Origin of the sequence: Acidovorax sp. Root219, assembly GCF_001428665.1 — a bacterium.
Classification (GTDB): domain Bacteria; phylum Pseudomonadota; class Gammaproteobacteria; order Burkholderiales; family Burkholderiaceae_C; genus Acidovorax.
The window spans coordinates 160,036-176,754 of sequence record NZ_LMIJ01000004.1; the positions used below are offsets into that span (position 1 = coordinate 160,036).

At 60.2% G+C, this 16,719-nt stretch carries 16 protein-coding genes; 3 read left to right on the plus strand and 13 right to left on the minus strand.

Annotation, left to right across the window (positions count from 1 at the left end; genetic code table 11):
* Positions 1-160: 160 nt before the first annotated feature.
* From ASE28_RS05230 to ASE28_RS05275, 11 genes are all read right to left on the minus strand, one after another.
* The gene (locus ASE28_RS05230) at positions 161-865 is read right to left on the minus strand and encodes a transposase (RefSeq protein WP_057265305.1); all 705 of its coding nucleotides are present in this window, start codon (positions 863-865) and stop codon (positions 161-163) included.
* A 127-nt stretch (positions 866-992) separates the two neighbouring features.
* Positions 993-1,928, minus strand: a complete 936-nt coding sequence (locus ASE28_RS05235) for an SAM-dependent methyltransferase (RefSeq protein ID WP_057265194.1) — start codon at positions 1,926-1,928, stop codon at positions 993-995.
* Positions 1,925-2,557 (minus strand): DUF1415 domain-containing protein, encoded by a 633-nt coding sequence (locus tag ASE28_RS05240; RefSeq protein ID WP_082607913.1) that lies wholly within the window; start codon positions 2,555-2,557, stop codon positions 1,925-1,927. The genes ASE28_RS05235 and ASE28_RS05240 overlap by 4 nt, the downstream gene beginning before the upstream one ends.
* A gap of 102 nt (positions 2,558-2,659) precedes the next feature.
* Entirely contained in the window at positions 2,660-3,832 is a 1,173-nt protein-coding gene (locus ASE28_RS05245; RefSeq protein ID WP_157421876.1) for a deoxyguanosinetriphosphate triphosphohydrolase, read from the minus strand.
* Between the two features lie 66 nt (positions 3,833-3,898).
* Positions 3,899-5,053, minus strand: a complete 1,155-nt coding sequence (aroB, locus tag ASE28_RS05250; protein ID WP_082607914.1) for a 3-dehydroquinate synthase — start codon at positions 5,051-5,053, stop codon at positions 3,899-3,901.
* A 171-nt stretch (positions 5,054-5,224) separates the two neighbouring features.
* On the minus strand, positions 5,225-6,739 hold the full coding sequence (locus tag ASE28_RS31155) for a putative Ig domain-containing protein (RefSeq protein WP_235516045.1): 1,515 nt from the start codon (positions 6,737-6,739) through the stop codon (positions 5,225-5,227).
* Positions 6,740-6,750: 11 nt separating this feature from the next.
* Positions 6,751-8,883, minus strand: a complete 2,133-nt coding sequence (gene pilQ / locus ASE28_RS05255; RefSeq protein ID WP_200963905.1) for a type IV pilus secretin PilQ — start codon at positions 8,881-8,883, stop codon at positions 6,751-6,753.
* Positions 8,880-9,425 (minus strand): pilus assembly protein PilP, encoded by a 546-nt coding sequence (locus ASE28_RS05260; protein ID WP_057265197.1) that lies wholly within the window; start codon positions 9,423-9,425, stop codon positions 8,880-8,882. Before ASE28_RS05260 ends, pilQ begins: the two co-directional genes overlap by 4 nt.
* Complete coding sequence (locus ASE28_RS05265) at positions 9,422-10,120, minus strand: type 4a pilus biogenesis protein PilO (protein ID WP_057265199.1); 699 nt, start codon at positions 10,118-10,120, stop codon at positions 9,422-9,424. The genes ASE28_RS05260 and ASE28_RS05265 overlap by 4 nt, the downstream gene beginning before the upstream one ends.
* A gap of 3 nt (positions 10,121-10,123) precedes the next feature.
* Entirely contained in the window at positions 10,124-10,732 is a 609-nt protein-coding gene (locus tag ASE28_RS05270) for a PilN domain-containing protein (protein ID WP_057205118.1), read from the minus strand.
* Positions 10,729-11,808 (minus strand): pilus assembly protein PilM, encoded by a 1,080-nt coding sequence (locus tag ASE28_RS05275; RefSeq protein ID WP_057205121.1) that lies wholly within the window; start codon positions 11,806-11,808, stop codon positions 10,729-10,731. Before ASE28_RS05275 ends, ASE28_RS05270 begins: the two co-directional genes overlap by 4 nt.
* A 266-nt stretch (positions 11,809-12,074) precedes the next feature.
* Here ASE28_RS05275 and ASE28_RS05280 point away from each other — a divergent pair, with 266 nt between their 5' ends.
* The gene (locus ASE28_RS05280) at positions 12,075-14,486 is read left to right on the plus strand and encodes a penicillin-binding protein 1A (protein ID WP_057265201.1); all 2,412 of its coding nucleotides are present in this window, start codon (positions 12,075-12,077) and stop codon (positions 14,484-14,486) included.
* A 70-nt stretch (positions 14,487-14,556) separates the two neighbouring features.
* Here the strand turns inward: ASE28_RS05280 and cyaY are convergent, their stop codons facing one another.
* On the minus strand, positions 14,557-14,886 hold the full coding sequence (cyaY, locus tag ASE28_RS05285) for an iron donor protein CyaY (protein WP_057205126.1): 330 nt from the start codon (positions 14,884-14,886) through the stop codon (positions 14,557-14,559).
* Between the two features lie 12 nt (positions 14,887-14,898).
* On the opposite strand from cyaY, the gene ASE28_RS31160 reads away from it, so the two are divergent.
* Positions 14,899-15,108 carry a lipoprotein gene (locus tag ASE28_RS31160; RefSeq protein ID WP_082607917.1) on the plus strand — a complete coding sequence of 70 codons (210 nt, stop codon included), beginning with the start codon at positions 14,899-14,901 and terminating at the stop codon, positions 15,106-15,108.
* Positions 15,109-15,226: 118 nt separating this feature from the next.
* A complete protein-coding gene (locus ASE28_RS05290; protein ID WP_057265203.1) occupies positions 15,227-16,051 on the plus strand; it encodes an MBL fold metallo-hydrolase in 825 nt (274 codons plus the stop codon).
* Positions 16,052-16,058: 7 nt separating this feature from the next.
* Here the strand turns inward: ASE28_RS05290 and ASE28_RS05295 are convergent, their stop codons facing one another.
* Positions 16,059-16,715, minus strand: coding sequence for a sulfite oxidase heme-binding subunit YedZ (locus ASE28_RS05295; protein ID WP_057265311.1), 657 nt, complete (start codon positions 16,713-16,715; stop codon positions 16,059-16,061).
* Positions 16,716-16,719: the final 4 nt, after the last annotated feature.

A 16,719-nucleotide genomic window follows, 5' to 3' on the forward strand; every position in this document is an offset into this window, starting at 1 on the left:
TTCGCAGGGAGTACAAGATTAGTGCATTGCAACATGCAAGGCAAGCATATTAATTAGGGTCAGATTCTTATTAAATTAACCAACTGAATAAGTCGGATTTAATTGGGGACATATCAAAATACAAGGATGCGAATGGAGGTGAGCGCCTTGGCGGGCAGGCTCAGGCTGCCTCGGAATCTGATGACATCGCGGGTCGACCCGGCTTGGCCTTGGCCACCCTGCGGGGAGTCAGCTTTTGCAGGTCGGCCACGAAGTCGGGCTCGCCCAGGGCCCAGCCGCTCAGCGCGGATTGCGTGATGGACTGGATCTGCTTGTCGCCCAGGCCCGACTGCACCAACGCTGCGTAGGCAGCTTCACGCGCGAAAGGCGTGTTGCCCAGCGCCCAGTACAACGCATGGGTGGTGAGCAGCTTGTCGGTGCGCAGCCCCAGCCAGTGGCCATGGCTGGACCAGGGGTAGTCCGCTGCGCGCGCAGCCATGCCGGCGCGCACGGGGTTGAGGTCGATGTAGACCATGCAGGCCAGCAGGTAGCGCTCCGACTGGATGACGGTGGAGCGGTAGCGCCCCTCCCACAAGGTGCCCGTGCGGCCATGGCGCTGGTTGAAATAGCGCACGTAGCTGCGGCCGATGGACTGCATCATCTGTGGCAGACCGTCGCCAGTGGACGGAGTGGCCAGCAGGTGGAAGTGGTTGTCCATGAGCACATAGGCATGCAGGGCCACCTGGAACTTGCGCGCGTTTTCGTCCAGGAGTACCAGCATGGCCTCGAAGTCGGCCCGGTCCAGGAAGATCGCCTGGCGGTTGTTGCCCCGCTGGATCACATGGTGGGGAAAGCCGGGCAGTGTCAGTCGGGGAAGGCGGGCCATGGAAGGCAGATGGTCGAAAGGATGGTGCGGGATAGGCATGATATACCTGTCCCCATTTCCGTCGCCATGCCGCGAGGGCCGCCAACTGGCCGACGATGCCCGCGCTCCACGGGCATCCGGCGAGGCGCTAAGGCGCAGCAGCTTCGGCGCTATCCACCTGTGCCTCGGCCAGGGGCTGCAGCCCGAACCGCCCGGCCATCGCCTGCTCCAGCCCCATTTCGCGCAGGATGGCGCGCAGCCGCTCGGCCGCGCTGCGCTTCTTCTGGCCGGTGTAGCGCGCGACGATGAGCTCATTCTTCATGCTGTGCTCCCATCCGACGAGCTCGGTCACCGTGACCTGGTAGCCACTGGCCTCCAGGTACAGGCAGCGCAGCACGTTGGTGACCTGGCTGCCCAGCTCGCGCGTGTGCAAGGGGTGGCGCCACAGCTCGGCCAGGGGCGTGCGCGCCAGTTGCAGCGCCTTGCCCTGGCGCAGGCAGGCGGCCATCTCGGCCTGGCAGCAAGGCACCAGCACCATGGCGCGAGCACGCTTTTGCAGGCCGAAGGCGATGGCATCGTCGGTGGCGGTATCGCAGGCGTGCAGGGCGGTGACCACGTCGACCTGGGCGGGCAATTCGGCGGCATCGGCGGATTCGGCGACCGACAGGTTCAGAAAGGACATGCGCCCGAAGCCCAGCCGCTGGGCCAGCACGCGCGACTTGTCCACCAGCTCGCTGCGCGTTTCGATGCCATAGATATGGCCGCGCGAGAGCGCCTTGAAATACAGGTCGTAGAGGATGAAGCCCAGGTAGGACTTGCCCGCGCCATGATCGGCCAGGCTGGGGCTATGCCCTTCGGTCGACAACTCGGTAAGCAGAGGCTCGATGAAGTTGAACAGGTGGTACACCTGCTTGAGCTTGCGCCGCGAATCCTGGTTGAGCCGCCCATCGCGCGTGAGGATGTGTAGCTCCTGCAGCAGCTCGATCGACTGGCCTGGACGCAGTTCGGAAAGCAGATCCGCTTGCGGCGACGCGGCCCCCTTGCCCGCAGGCTTTGCACTTTGCTTGTTGCGGAGCGCGTTCATGCGGCACCTCCCACCGCTGGGGCAGCGGCGCAGCCGGCACCAACCTGCAGAGCCCCCCACCCCGGCATGCCCAGTTTTTCAAGCACTTCGATATTGCGTTCGTAGATGGTCTCGGCCTCGGGAAAGACTTCCACCGCGCGGTCGATGCCTTCTTCGCGCAGCAGATGCAGTGTGGGGTACGGGGAGCGGTTGGTGCAGTTGGTCACGTCATCCACGCTGGTGCCGGCAAACTGGAACTGTGGATGGAAACTGGCGATCTGCAGCGTGCCGTCGAGTTCGAGTTCTTCGAGCAGAACGTCTGCCTCGCCGAGAAAGTCGTTGAAATCCAGGAAATCCGCCAGCAGCGGCGTGGGCACGACCAGCAAGGTCGTGTCCCGGACGGCAGCCTCCATCCTCGCCAAAGCAAGCAGCTCTTCACGCAGATCGGCCAGCAGCTGCTGTGCATCGACGACGGCACTCACCACATAGTGGATCTGCCCTTTGGCGTGCACACCCTTGGCAAAAGGACACAGGTTCAGGCCGATGACGGCGCGTTCCAGCCATTGCACCGTGTCGCGAACGACCGGGTGCGCGGCAAGGGACGAAGGGACCTCGGTCGATGGCGAGGCCGCAGAAGAAAGAGAGTTCATGCAAAGGCGCTGGGCGCGCGCGTGGGGTGGCTGGCAATTTTAACGGGCGAGACCCGGCCGGGTCTTTTGGCGCGCCTTTTGGCCCGATCCAGCGCCCACCCATCAGTCGAGCAGGCGTTGTCCCGTCAGGCGCTCGTGTTCGCGCGCGGCGAAGCGGTCCGTCATGCCCGCGATGAAGTCGGCAATCGCACGCGCCTTGACCGTGCCGTCACTGGTGCTGGCCTGCTGCGCAAAGGCGGGGTTCATCTCCTGTGGCGCCTGCACATAGGTGGCGAAGAGGTCCCGCACGATCTGCTGCGCACGCCCGGTGGTCTCCATCACCTGGGGATGGCGGTACAGGTTCTTGAACAGAAAGCGCTTGAGCACCGTGGACTGCTCACGCATGGCGTCGCTGAACATCACCAGCGGCGCAGACCGCCGCACCGCGTCGGCACTGTCCGGCGCCGCCTGCACCAGCGCCGCAGAGGTGGCGTCTATCACGTCGTACACCTGGGCGCTGAGCATGAGGCGGATGGCCTCAAACAGCAGGCGGCGGTGCATGGCGGCATCATTCAGGTGCGGGTGCGCGGCCTGGGCCGCATGGCGGTACTGGTCGAAGAGCGGCACCTCGCGCAGTTGTTCCAGGGTGATGAGGCCAGAACGCACTCCGTCGTCGATGTCATGGGCGTTGTAGGCGATCTCGTCGGCGAGGTTGCACAGCTGGGCCTCCAGGCTGGGCTGCTCGCGGCGCAGGAAACGCCCACCGACCCCACCGGGTTCCGCGTCTTCGAGCTGCTGTGCGTGTGCACGCGAACAGTGCTTGAGAATGCCCTCGCGTGTCTCGAAGCTGAGGTTCAGGCCGTCGAACTGGGGGTAGCGCTCCTCCAACTTGTCCACGACCCGCAGGCTTTGCAGGTTGTGTTCGAATCCACCGTGGTCGGCCATGCAGCCGTGCAATGCGTCCTGCCCGGCATGGCCAAAGGGCGTGTGGCCCAGGTCGTGGGCCAGCGAGATGGCCTCGACGAGGTCTTCGTCGATGCGCAGCGAGCGCGCAATCGACCGGCCCAGTTGAGCGACTTCCAGCGAATGTGTCAGGCGCGTGCGGAACAGATCGCCTTCGTGGTTGAGGAAGACCTGGGTCTTGTAGACCAGCCGGCGAAACGCCGTGGAATGCACGATGCGGTCGCGGTCGCGCTGGTACTCCGTGCGGGTCGGTGCCGGCGCCTCCGGATACCGCCGCCCCCTGCTCTGCGACGACAGGCTGGCATAGGCGGCAAGGCCGGCTGTACTGGTCAAAGTGCCTGTTGCCACTTGATAGGTAATGGTGCAGCTGCGCGGACAGGACAGAGGCCCGCCACGCCGTTACCGGCAGCACGCATCAATCACCTCCCGGACCAACTTGTCGGGAGCGGGGCGGACAATCGCCTTGCCGGGGCTATCGATGAGCACGAAGCGAATTTCACCCGCCTCGGATTTTTTGTCGATGCGCATGAGCTCCAGGTAACGGCCGGCATTGTCCGCCGCATCGAGCACCGGGCCCCTGGTGGGTAGACCCGCCCGCTCGATCAGTGCGACGAGCCGCTGCACGAATGCATCGTCAACCAGGCCAAGCCGCAGGGAGAGTTCGGCTGCCATCACCATGCCGGCACCCACGCCTTCGCCATGCAGCCACACGCCATAGCCCATGCCCGCCTCGATGGCATGGCCAAAAGTGTGGCCGAAATTCAGGATGGCCCGCAGGCCTCCTTCGCGTTCGTCCTGGCTGACCACCCAGGCCTTGATCTCGCAGCTACGGCGCACAGCATGGGCCAGCGCGACCCGGTCACGGGCGCGCAGCGCATCCACAGAGGATTCCAGCCACTGCATGAACTCCATGTCTGCAATGGGCCCGTACTTGAGCACTTCAGCCAGCCCAGCGCTCATCTCGCGCGCGCTCAGGGTGTCGAGCGTGGCCAGGTCGCACACCACCAGCCGGGGCTGGTAGAACGCACCCACCATGTTCTTGCCCAGCGGGTGGTTGATGGCTGTCTTGCCCCCCACCGAGGAATCCACCTGCGCGAGCAAGGTGGTGGGGATCTGCACGAAGGGAACGCCGCGCATGTAGGTCGCAGCGGCAAAGCCGGTCATGTCGCCGATGACGCCACCACCGAGTGCAAACAGCACCGCCTTGCGGTCGCAGCCATGGGTGAGCAGGGCGTCGAAAATGCGCTGCAGGGTTTCCCATACTTTGAACTCCTCGCCGTCGGGCAGTTGCACCGTGTGCACGACGGGGTAGCGCTTGCGCAATGCCTGCACCACCTGTGCCCCGTACAAAGGACCCACGGTATCGTTGGTGACGACCAGCGCCGAAGTTCCACTGGGGAGCGCCAAGCCTTCTTGGAGGCGGCCGAGAAGACCCGCACCGATTTCGATGCCGTAGCTGCGATCATCCAGATCGATGGAGACTCTGTGCGAGGCGATCTCTGCAGGGGATGCAGACCGCGAAGCTTGGACAAGATCAACTACTGTTTCAGACATAGGGCCCTAGTTTACGCAGAATGGTGCTGGGACCACCAAGGTGACAGCATGCCGAGAAGCGGTCAAAAGGAAAAACCCCTTGGATCCAGGACCCAAGGGGTTTTTTGAATTCAGCAGAGATGGGCTCAACAGGTCTGAGAAACCGACCCTCGCCGAACCCCCTCTTGCAAACTACGAAGCGCAAGCAGCCGTGTTGGCACCGATCTGCACAGACACCTGCTGGGTCACGGTCACCGTACCGCGGGTCGCTGTCACCAGGAACCTGGCATTGCACGAGGCGGTGGGAGTACCGCTGATCACACCGGTGTTACCCGTGCTGCTACCCCTCAAACCTGCAGGCAGGGTGGCGGGAGCGAAGGTCCATACCACTGGGTCTGTCGTATTTCCACCAGTCACCGACAGACTGTACAAGTAGGCTTCGCCGACATTAGCAGCGGGCAGGGAGCACACGGAGGTGCCATTGCTGACACAGCCGTTCACCGTCAGGGGGTTGGGAACTACCGCCCCACCGTTAGACACCGTGAATTTCACATTACCCGATACCTTGGTGCCTTGAGCATCGACCACCGTAATCACTCCGCTATACGCACCGGCAAGTTGGGGCACGCCACTTACGATGCCATCATTGCTGATGGTTAAGCCACCTGGCAGTGCTATAGCAGACCAGGTATAGGGCGCAACACCACCTTGGACCGAGAATACAGAGGCAAATGGGAAACCAACGGTTGCGTCCTGATCAGCCAGAGCAGGCAGAGACAGCGGCGCCGAAGCTACGCTGTTATTAACCGGTACGGCATAGAGAGCCGTCACCGGGTCTTGGATACCATTCGTGACGTCATTGTCAAAACGATCAGTGACATATTCAAGCACGATCGAACCGCTACTGGCACCGCTTGCCAACGAGAACAGACCGACACCGCCAATGGTGCGCACTTGCAACACACTGCCTGACTGATTTCCCTGAAGCAGGCGAGCGCCCACAGCAGCCGGGCCCATCGAACGAATGCTGACCTGCAGATTAGGAGCTGAAGGTGCGGGTATAGGTTGATTGGCGTCATCCATAACGAATGCTTGGATACCGATGGAATTTCGGTATGGCAACCGCGAAGGAACATCCCGCGAGAGCAGAACGCCAGGCGCATCGATAATACCGACCACACTACTCACCTTGCCGGTCGCCGCGCCCACTACGATATCCACACTTGCGCTGTAAACCTTACTATCGCGCGGATCAGTCACAGAGCAAACCACACGGGCTGTGCCAGCTTGGTCAGAAGAGTGAAAATGAAATGAGGCTCCGCCAGAGTTGGCACCAAGAACTATAGAGCGGAACGCCGACGGGTTACCGTTGTCGTCCTGATGCTCTTCATCACCATCAATATAATACAAAGCCCCGGAATCCAGCCCTTGGACAACATTACACCCAAAAATCGCTTCCCCGCCAGGAATAGGATTAGAACCAACGCGTGCATCCACATATAAAGTTGTGGTGTATGGAGCAAAGGCGCCAGTTCCAGCCGGAACGTTAGCGATATTAATGGGCAACTGTGACTTGGCTGTAGTCAAAGTGATGCGGTACTGGAGATTAGATTCCCCTCCACTCCCCCCACCGCCGCCACATGCAGCCAACAGTGCGGCAGACGAGAGGAGAAAGGCTTTCCATAATTTCTTCATTTTCTTTCCCATTTCAAAAAACTTTAACGGAATGCCGAGCGATCAGTAATAACCTTGGGCGTGATGAAAATCAACATTTCCTGCTTGTTAGCCGATTTTGTACGGGTCTTGAACAGGTTCCCAACCCCTGGAATATCACCAAGAATAGGCACCTTAGTTTCATTGTTATCCTCAAAGAGCTCAAAAATACCACCAATCACCACGGTTCCGCCATTCTCCACCAGCACTTGAGTCTTGATATGCTTGGTATTGATAGCTCGAACGTTGTTCAGAACTTCGCCAGGACTATCCTTATTGACATCTAGATCAAGAATGATATTTCCTTCGGGAGTGATCTGAGGCAATACCTCCAGCTTGAGCACTGCCTTCTTGAAAGCGATCACTGTACCGCCGTTTGGAGCTGTCACCGGGTAAGGGAACTCCGTACCCTGCTCAATAGAAGCTTTTGTCTGATCCGCTGTCACGACCCGCGGGCTAGAAACAATCTTCCCTTTCCCATCCGCTTCCAGAGCAGAAATTTCCAAGTTCAAAAATCGGTTCGCGGCCGAGTTGAAAATAGAAATCGCAAAGCTGGACGGATCGTAACCTCCAATCGCTGTTGCTGGAAGATTGACAAAGTTACCGTTTGTATTGATTGCTCCACCAGCGGACGTTGATGCAACCGCGTTGCTGTAGTTTGTTCCGAAGCCAATCCGGTTTCCACTGGTACCCAGAGAGTACCCGCCATCCCCCCCACGCGATGCACGGAGGTCTGTGGCACCCAGCCTTACACCGAGGGAGCGCCCAAACGTATCAGATGCTTCCACGATGCGTGCTTCAATCATCACTTGCCGAACCGCCACGTCCAAAGTGGCCAGGAGCTGGCGCACCTCTTCCAGCTTGTTTGCTGTATCCGTCACAAACAACTGATTGGTACGGGGTTCTGCGATGGCACTACCACGCTCACTCAGAAAGCGATTGGCAGTACCGCCACTGGAAGTAGAGGAAAGTTGCACCACCATATCCGTCGCTTTAGCATAGTTCATTTGAAAAGCCTGGGTTCTCAGAGGTTCCAGCTTCTGAATAGCCAATGCGGCCTCAAAATCCTTCTTGGTCCTATCGTCGATCTCGTCCTTTGGGGCAATCCAAAGTACCGAGCCATTCTTTCGCATGCCCAAGCCTTTGGCATCCATGATGATTTGCAGCGCCTGATCCCATGGCACATCCTTCAATCTCAACGTCAGCGCACCTGTTACCGTGTCTGAAGTCACAATATTGAAATTGGTGAAATCCGCAATTACCTGCAGCAAAGACCGCACTTCGATATTTTGGAAATTGAGCGACAACTTTTCGCCGCTATAGCCTGGCCCCTGCGTCAGTTTGGTCAAATCGACCTTTTTCTGACGCACTTCGATCACGAACTGATTGTCGCTCTGGTATGCACTGTGTTCCCACTCTCCCACAGGTTCGATCACCATGCGGACACGCTCACCCTGCTGGGTGGTCGATATGATCTGTACGGGAGTTCCAAAGTCCGTGACATCCAAGCGCCTGCGCAAGCCTTCGGACAGGGAAGATTTCAGGAAATCAACCGTCAAACCCTTGCCAATGGGCCGCAGATCTACGCCAACCTGATTGCTTGGCAGCGTGACGACCACCCTGCCAGAGCCATCCGCGCCACGGCGAAAATCGACGTCCTTGATGGCCATCACTTCGGCATTTGCGCTTTCTGCAAAACTCACGGGCTGCGCAGTAGTGGCGGCCATGGGAGCAGCGGCGGCATCTAGATAGACCAGAACAGACTTGCCCTGGAGTTCCGTACGGTAAGAGGACGCCTGCTTCAGATTCAATACCACCCTTGACCGTCCGGGAGCCTGGACCAAATTGGCCGAACGGATATTTCCCTGGTTGATCTGGACTGTCGATTTACCCAAGGCACTGGTCGTGTCCGGGAAATCTAAGGCAATGCGAGCAGGCGACTGAATCACGAAGCCGGTGGGCAATGCTGCCACAGGCTCTGAAAAATCAATGCGGACAATCTCGACTCCGCCTTGCATTGCACCCGATATATTTTCAATGGAGCCTTGCGCCCATGCCAGCGAAGATGCTGCAACCGACGCCGCGAAAAGTACGCTTCGATTGAAAAATCGCACCATCCCAAAACTGTTCTGCTTCATTTTTTTACCCCTTCTTGCAACTCAAGCGACGTCGTACGTTCAATCCAGTCCCCAGTCGCATCCTGCACGATCTCACGCAGTTGAATGGCTGTTTCATTGATGGAAGTGATCCGTCCATAACTTTGTCCAAGGTATTGGCCTACAGTGACTTGGTAAAGCAACTTGTCGGCGGTGACCAAGGCGGCGGGTTGACCCTTCTTTTGCAGGCTGCCAACCATCTTGATGGCGTCAAGCGGGTACGCCTCCAGGGGCTCTTTGCGGCGAGCCATTTCCGGTGCAATCAATGCCGCGTTGGAAGCGAGCTGCGCCGAGTCCCTGCGCAAAGCCTGTGTCAGCTTCAGGGGATTGAAAGGCTCCAACTGCGCATCAGCCGTATAGGCCTCAGGCTTGAATTGTTTGGGCTCCGTGATCGGTGTGACGCGGGACTTGGCCTGTGCGCGCTCTTCGCTGATCCACTGCCGCACCTCATCCTCACCCGAAGCCACACAGCCAGTCAGGACCGCAACGCATGCAAACATCAGACCGCTTTTCAGAGCTCTCATTTTGCAGCCCCCTTCGCAGCCGTATTGCGCTGTGCTTGAATTTCCTCGTTGTCGAGATAGCGGAAGGTCCGCGCTGTGGCATCCATCACCAAAACACCATTGGCTATATCCCGCTCCTTGCCTACCCCTTGCGGTGCGGCAATCGCCACGTCGTTCAAAGTGACGATGCGCGACAAATGCGCAATGTCCGAGGCGAATGCCCCCATGTCGTGGTAACGCCCAGTCACCCGAACAGCAATGGGCAACTCTGCATAGTATTCACGCACGACAACCTGCCCTGGGCGGAAGAGTTCAAATTGCAGACTGCGCCCCAAACCAGACTGGTTGATATCGGAGAGAAGCGCCGCCATTTCCGCCTTGCTTGGCAACTGCTTCTCCAGCTGGATAACGTACTGCTGAACCTGCTCGCGCTGCTTCTTTAACGCATCCAGGCTCACTGCTTTTTGGAGCTTCTTTTTGTAATCCTCGCGCAGCGTCAGCTCGGTCGCTTTTTCCGTTTGCAATTCCGTCTCATAGTCCGTCAACTTGATGAACCAAAGCGCGGCAGCAACCGCTACAGCAATGAACAGACAAAGGATAGCCCGCGGAAGCGGCGGCCACAGCGAAGGGTCCTTGGTATCCAGATTGGTGAACTGGCGCTGCAGATTTGCAAACTGCTCAGACACGTCGACTTTTTGAACTTTGTTTTTTGCCATGGGTCAGCCTTTAGCAGAGCTTGCCGCTGTTTCCATCGCCTTGCGGGCTTCGCTGGATTTCACCAATTGGAAGCGAAGGTTGAATGACGCCACCCTGCGCGTATCCCGTGGAGTCAGTGCCACGTTGCTCGCCACGATCTCCACCAACTCAGGCTTGGACAACCAGGGCGTGTTGTTGGAAAGATTGCGCAGCATTTCCGAGATGCGCTCATTGGACTGCGCAACGCCCTTGATTTCGATCGACTGGTTGGTCTGCTTCAAACTTGTCACATACACCCCGTCAGGCAGTTGCTTGACCAGCTCCGTCAACAAGTGAACCGGCAGATTGCGGTCTGCCTGCAGGTCTTCCACAGCCTTCTGGCGGGCGCGCAGCGCAGCGATTTCTTCTTCGATCGTGGCGATTTCCTTGATCTGGCCCTCAAGCACCTGAATTTCAGCCTTGAGAACCCCATTTTTGGCTTGTTGGTCCGCAATCAGTGTTTGCAAAACCCAGTAAATCAGCCCAGCGATCAGCAGGCCAACGATGGCAGAGGCCACCATCGTCGCCTGAAATCCTTCGCGGCGGCGCTTTCTGGCGGCTTCCCGGTGGGGGAGTAAGTTAATCAATATCACTGCAGGAACCTCCGCATGGCAAGGCCGCACGATGTCAGATAGGACGGCGCCTCGCGCACCATTTTCTTGAGCCGTACCGAGCTTCCGATTTCCATGCCATCAAAAGGATTGGCCAGACTGCAGGCGAAGCCTGTTTGCTGGGTGACCGCTTCCGTCAAGCCGGGCAGCGGAGCAGAACCGCCTGCCAACACGATGTGATCGATGCGGTTGTGCGGCGTGCTGGTGAAAAAGAATTGCAATGCCCGGGCGATTTCCTGGGCCATGTTGTCCACAAAGGGGCGCAACACGGCCGCCTGGTAATCCTCGGGCAGATCGCCATTGCGCTTCTTGTTCTCAGCCTCTTCCACTGAAAAACCATACTGCCGGACAATCAGCTGGGTCAGTTGCGCACCGCCGAATGCCTGGTCGCGGTCATACACCACCTCGTCATTGCGAATGACCTGCATGCTGGTGGTCACGGCGCCCACCTCGAACAGTGCCACCAGGGCGTCAGTACCCTTGTTGGGCAAGGCTTCGATCAGGCGGCTGGCCGCCAGGCGGGAGGCATTCGATTCAATGTCCACCACCACCGGCTTGAGTCCGGCGGCTTCTGCCAGCCCCTGCCGGTCCTGCACTTTTTCCTTGCGGGATGCGGCAATGAGCACTTCCACATCACCCGGGGAACTCTTGCTGGGTCCTATGACACAAAAGTCCAGACTCACCTCGTCCAGAGAGAAAGGAATGTACTGATTTGCTTCAGACTCCACCTGTACTTCCAGCTCCTGCTCGGTCATGCCGCCGGGCAGCGTGATCTTTTTGGTGATCACGGCCGAGGGCGGCAAAGCGAGCGCCACATTTTTGGTGCGGGTGCCGCTTTTCTTGACGAGGCGACGCAGGGCTTCCGCCACTTCGTCGAATTTTTCGATATTGCCATCGGTGATCCAGCCGCGTTCCAGCGGCTCGATGGCGCAGCGCTCAAGGACCAGGCCTCCCGCCTTGTCCCGCCCCAACTCGACCAACTTGACGCTGGATGAGCTGATGTCGATACCCAGCAGAGGCGCAGCCTGGCGACTGAACAAAGATCCCGTTGAGATCAAGATGGGTCCCCTGTAACTTGTCTAAATGACGCAACAAAACTTAACACTTCACATGAATGCTATCAGTAAGATAGTTCACCGGCAAAGAATTTTCCCCATCTGATCTGTTCGAAGCGTTGCCAAAACCACACGATCTCCTGAGTGGCTTCTGCGCAATTGCAAGACCGCAAAGCGGCCGCCATGACCGTTGGTCGGGGCCTTTTGGTCGTTTGCACTGAAAGAGGCTCCGACATTTTTATAATGCAGGCTCCACCAATCGGAGCGATATGCCGCCGCCCTCTTCTTCTCAGCAAAAGCCAACCGACCCTTCGACTGCCGCTTCCGCGCCCTCCCGCCCCACCTGGCTTCGCTGGTTGATTCGCTTCGTGCTGTGGACCACGGGTCTCGCCGTCGCGGGCGTGCTCGGGCTGCTGCTGACCATTGCGGTGGCGCTGTCGGTGGCCTACCCCAACCTGCCGGACATCTCCGATCTGGCGGACTATCGCCCCAAACTGCCTCTGCGGGTCTACTCCTCCGAGGGCGCGTTGCTGGGTGAATTCGGCGAAGAGCGACGCAACCTCACGCCCATCCAGGAGATCCCCAAGGTCATGAAGGACGCGGTGCTGGCCATTGAAGATTCGCGCTTCTTCCAGCATGGGGGTGTGGACTACAAGGGTGTGATTCGCGCCGCTCTGGCCAATCTGGGCCGCGTCAAAAGCCAAGGGGCTTCGACTATCACAATGCAGGTGGCGCGCAATGTTTATCTGTCCTCAGAAAAAACATTTACTCGCAAAATTTACGAAATATTACTGACATTCAAGCTGGAGCATATGTTGACCAAGGACCAGATCCTTGAGATTTACATGAACCAGATTTACCTGGGCAACCGCGCCTATGGATTTTCTGCGGCTGCAGAGGCTTACTTCGGCAAACCACTTAAATCCATTTCGATTGCCGAAGCAGCCATGCTAGCCGGCCTGCCCAAGGCGCCTTCAGCCTACAACCCCATCAGCAACCCCAAGCGTGCCCGCTCGCGCCAGCTGTACATCATCGAGCGCATGGAAGAAAACGGCTTCATCACCGCGCAGGAAGCCATCGCCGCCAAGAAGGAAGACCTCAAGATCCGCAGCGGCCCGGATGCCACCCGCATCCATGCCGAGTACGTGGCCGAAATGGCGCGCCAACTCATTTTCACGCAGTATGGCAACGAGGCCTATACCCGGGGCCTGAACGTGTACACCACCCTGAATGCGGGGGAGCAGGAAGCTGCCTACACCGCGCTGCGCCGAGGCATCATGGACTATGAGCGCCGCCAGCAGTACCGCGGCCCCGAAAAGTTCGTGGCACTGCCCACCGCCGCCCAGGAAGTCGAAGATGCCGTGGACGATGCACTGGCCAACCACCCCGACAACGGTGACGTGCTGGCAGCCGTGGTTCTGGAAGCCGGGCCGCGCAAGATCGTTGCCGCCAGAGCCAATGGCGACAATCTGGAGATCACGGGTGACGGCCTGAAGCCAGCCCAGTCTGGCCTCAGCGACAAGGCACCGCCCAATATCAAGATCCGCCGCGGCGCCGTGATCCGCGTGGTCAAGACCCCCAAGGGCGCCTGGGAGATCACCCAGTTGCCCGAGGTCGAGGGTGCGTTCGTCGCCCTCGACCCCCGCAATGGATCCATCCGCGCGCTGGTGGGTGGCTTTGACTTCGACAAGAACAAGTTCAACCATGCGGCCCAGGCCTGGCGCCAGCCCGGCTCCAGCTTCAAGCCGTTCATCTACTCGGCGGCGCTGGAAAAGGGCTTCACCCCTGCCACGGTGATCAACGACGCCCCGCTGTTTTTTGACGCGGGCACCACCGGCGGCCAGCCCTGGGAACCCAAGAACTACGACGGCAAGTACGACGGCCCCATGACCATGCGCACGGGCCTCGCGAAGTCCAAGAACATGATCTCCATCCGCATCCTGCAGGCCGTGGGCCCCAAGACCGCGCAGGAATGGGTGTCGCGCTTTGGCTTCGATGCCGAGAAGCACCCCGCCTACCTGACCATGGCCTTGGGCGCGGGCTCGGTCACACCACTGCAGATGGCCTCGGCCTACTCGGTGTTCGCCAACGGCGGCTACCGCGTGAACCCCTGGCTGATCGCCAAGGTCACGGACCACAAGGGCCGCGTCATCTCTGAAGTCACGCCACCAGCAGTGTCCGAATTGCCGCGCGCCATCGACGCACGCAACGCCTTCGTGATGAACAGCCTGCTGCAGGAGGTCACCCGCTCCGGCACCGCCGCGCGCGCGCAGGGCACGCTGAAGCGCCCGGACATCGGCGGCAAGACGGGCACCACCAACGATTCGGTGGATGCCTGGTTCGCCGGTTACCAGTCGACCATCGCCGCAGTGACCTGGATCGGCTACGACACGCCGCGCAACCTGGGAAGCCGCGAAACCGGCGGCGGCCTGAGCCTTCCGGTGTGGATCAGCTTCATGGAACGCGCGCTCAAGGGCGTTCCAGTGAGCGAACCGGTCGTGCCGCCCGGTGTGGTGAACGTCGGCGGAGAATGGTTCTACGAGGAATATGCGCGCAACGCAGGCATTGCCAGCGTGGGACTGGAAGAGCAGCAGCGCACCAGCGGTGGACCCGATGTGGCGCCGCATGCGCAGCCACCGACGGAAGAGCGCAACCGCATCCTCGACCTGTTTCGCAATTGATAGCCACCGCTTGAGATCAAGGGCCGCCGCGTGCGGCCCTTTCCCATTGCGCGCGGCTGGTTCGCGCGCGTCAGGCGGAAAAGGCCAGCGGCATCCCCGACTGGGTGCGCGCATCCTCGGTCAGCCGCGCAAAGAACTCGCCACCCCCCTTGGTGTCCTGCCATGCCGAGCCATCGAACTTGTAGTGGTAGCCGCCGGACTTCGCGGCCATCCACACCTCGTGCAGCGGTTTTTGCAGGTTGATGACGATCTGGCTGCGGTTCGCGAAGCTCAACGTGATCATGCCGCCCGAGCGCTGGTTGTCGATGTCGGCGTCTGTGGTGTCATTGAGTTCATCGCAACTGCGCTCAACGGCCGCCAGCAGTTTCTCGGCATGGTCCTGAAATTCAAGGTCAGTCATTACAATTCGCGCATGTTGAAAGCATCCCAAATTCTAGTCAGGACGCTTGTCCTTGCTGCCAGTGCGGCGGCCATCGTGGGTTGCGGTCAGCGCGGCCCGCTGTTCCTGCCCTCCGGTCCCGCGGCCGCGCAGCGCGCCACTCTGCCCGAAACCCTCACGCCTGGCGCCAGCCCATCGACCGCCACGTCAGCGCCCCAGGCACCCGCTTCCACGGCACGCTGACCCGGGGCTTCGGGAGCCGGGCGCTCCCGGCCTCTCATTGCCCATGGCTTGATTTCCATCAAGCCGCCTGGCCATGCGCCGTCCTACAGTCGGTTTTTCACTGCACTGCAGCATTGCCATGGCCATCGAACTGTACCGAGACAAGAACCACGCCTGCCTGATGTTCACCGATCTGATCGAGGAGGATGGCCAGGCGGTACAGGCCAACCAGTTCCTGATCGTCGACGACGGCACCGGGGCCATCATCGACCCCGGCGGCAACCTCGCATTCAACGAGCTGTTCATGGGCATGACCCAGCACTTCCCGCCGCACAAGCTGTCCTACCTGATCGCCTCGCACGCCGACCCGGACATCATCGCCTCGCTGGACCGCTGGATGACCAGCACCAAGGCCTCGCTGGTGATCTCGCGCGTCTGGGAGCGCTTCGCGCCCCATTTCACCAAGGTCGGCAAGACCGAGAACCGGGTGATCGGCGTGCCCGACAGCGGCGGCCGGCTGCCGCTGGGCCGCAGCGAGCTGATTCTGCTGCCCGCGCATTTCCTGCACTCCGAAGGCAATTTCCACTTCTACGACCCCATCAGCCGCATCCTGTTCACGGGCGACCTGGCCGTATCGATGACCTCGGGTGCGGAAGCCGGCATTCCCGTCACCGATCTGGCTGCGCACATTCCGCGCATGGAGGGCTTCCACCGCCGCTACATGGTCTCAAACAAGATCCTGCGGCTGTGGGTGCGCATGGCGCGGCAGTTGGACATTGCCATGCTCGTGCCGCAGCATGGCGCCCCCATCCTGGGCAAGAAGGCCATCAACGACTTCTTCGACTGGGTGGAGAACCTGATGTGCGGCATCGACCTCTTCGACGACCGTGCATACCAGATCCCGACGGCCTTCATCGACCCCGTCACCCGGCAGATGCGGCCTGCGCTGCGTGCCGTCGGCTGAGACGCCGCTAGCGCTGCGTAGCGGCACCTTGCCGCGCTGCTGCGATGCCGGCAGCCGCCTTGGCTGCCCGCTTGCGCAAGGCCTGCCACACCCGCCAGCCCAGCAGCACCGCCAGGATGGCCGCGTACACCGCCACCTCGCCGAAGTTGTTCTTGCCAGCGCGCATCCAGAAGAAGTGCAGGATCGCCAGGCCCGCCACGGCATACACCGTGCGGTGCAGCACCTGCCAGCGCTTGGCACCCAGCGCGCGGATGGCGCGGTTGAAGGAGGTGCCCGCCATCAGGGAGAGCAGCACGAACGCCAGGAAACCCACCAGGATGAAAGGCCGCTTGGCAATATCCACGGCAATGTCGTTTACCTCGAAGCCCATGTCGAACCAGCTGTAGCTCAGCAGGTGCAGCAGCGCATAGAAGAACACGAACACCCCCAGCATGCGCCGAAAGCGCGCCAATTGGGGTGTGGACGTCATGACGCGGACAGGCGTCACCGCCAGCACCAGGCACAGCGCACGCAGGGTCCAGTCGCCCGTGGCGCGGATCAGCGCCTCGGCCGGATTCGCACCCAGTTGGTTGGCCACCGTGGCATACACCAGCCACGCCAGCGGCAGCAGGCACAGCACGAACACCACAGGCTTGGCCAAGGGGTGGAGCAGGAACTTTCGCATGGCG

Excerpts from the sequence above, each read along its gene's own strand:
- ASE28_RS05235 (WP_057265194.1), bottom strand. The coding sequence starts at position 1,928 with ATGAACGCGCTCCGCAACAAGCAAAGTGCAAAGCCTGCGGGCAAGGGG.
- ASE28_RS05290 (WP_057265203.1), top strand. The coding sequence starts at position 15,227 with ATGGCCATCGAACTGTACCGAGACAAGAACCACGCCTGCCTGATGTTC.
- ASE28_RS05260 (WP_057265197.1), bottom strand. The coding sequence starts at position 9,425 with ATGAGAGCTCTGAAAAGCGGTCTGATGTTTGCATGCGTTGCGGTCCTG.
- ASE28_RS31160 (WP_082607917.1), top strand. The coding sequence starts at position 14,899 with ATGTTGAAAGCATCCCAAATTCTAGTCAGGACGCTTGTCCTTGCTGCC.
- pilQ (WP_200963905.1), bottom strand. The coding sequence starts at position 8,883 with ATGAAGCAGAACAGTTTTGGGATGGTGCGATTTTTCAATCGAAGCGTA.
- aroB (WP_082607914.1), bottom strand. The coding sequence starts at position 5,053 with ATGTCTGAAACAGTAGTTGATCTTGTCCAAGCTTCGCGGTCTGCATCC.
- ASE28_RS31155 (WP_235516045.1), bottom strand. The coding sequence starts at position 6,739 with ATGGGAAAGAAAATGAAGAAATTATGGAAAGCCTTTCTCCTCTCGTCT.
- ASE28_RS05240 (WP_082607913.1), bottom strand. The coding sequence starts at position 2,557 with ATGAACTCTCTTTCTTCTGCGGCCTCGCCATCGACCGAGGTCCCTTCG.
- cyaY (WP_057205126.1), bottom strand. The coding sequence starts at position 14,886 with ATGACTGACCTTGAATTTCAGGACCATGCCGAGAAACTGCTGGCGGCC.
- ASE28_RS05265 (WP_057265199.1), bottom strand. The coding sequence starts at position 10,120 with ATGGCAAAAAACAAAGTTCAAAAAGTCGACGTGTCTGAGCAGTTTGCA.
- ASE28_RS05280 (WP_057265201.1), top strand. The coding sequence starts at position 12,075 with ATGCCGCCGCCCTCTTCTTCTCAGCAAAAGCCAACCGACCCTTCGACT.
- ASE28_RS05295 (WP_057265311.1), bottom strand. The coding sequence starts at position 16,715 with ATGCGAAAGTTCCTGCTCCACCCCTTGGCCAAGCCTGTGGTGTTCGTG.
- ASE28_RS05230 (WP_057265305.1), bottom strand. The coding sequence starts at position 865 with ATGGCCCGCCTTCCCCGACTGACACTGCCCGGCTTTCCCCACCATGTG.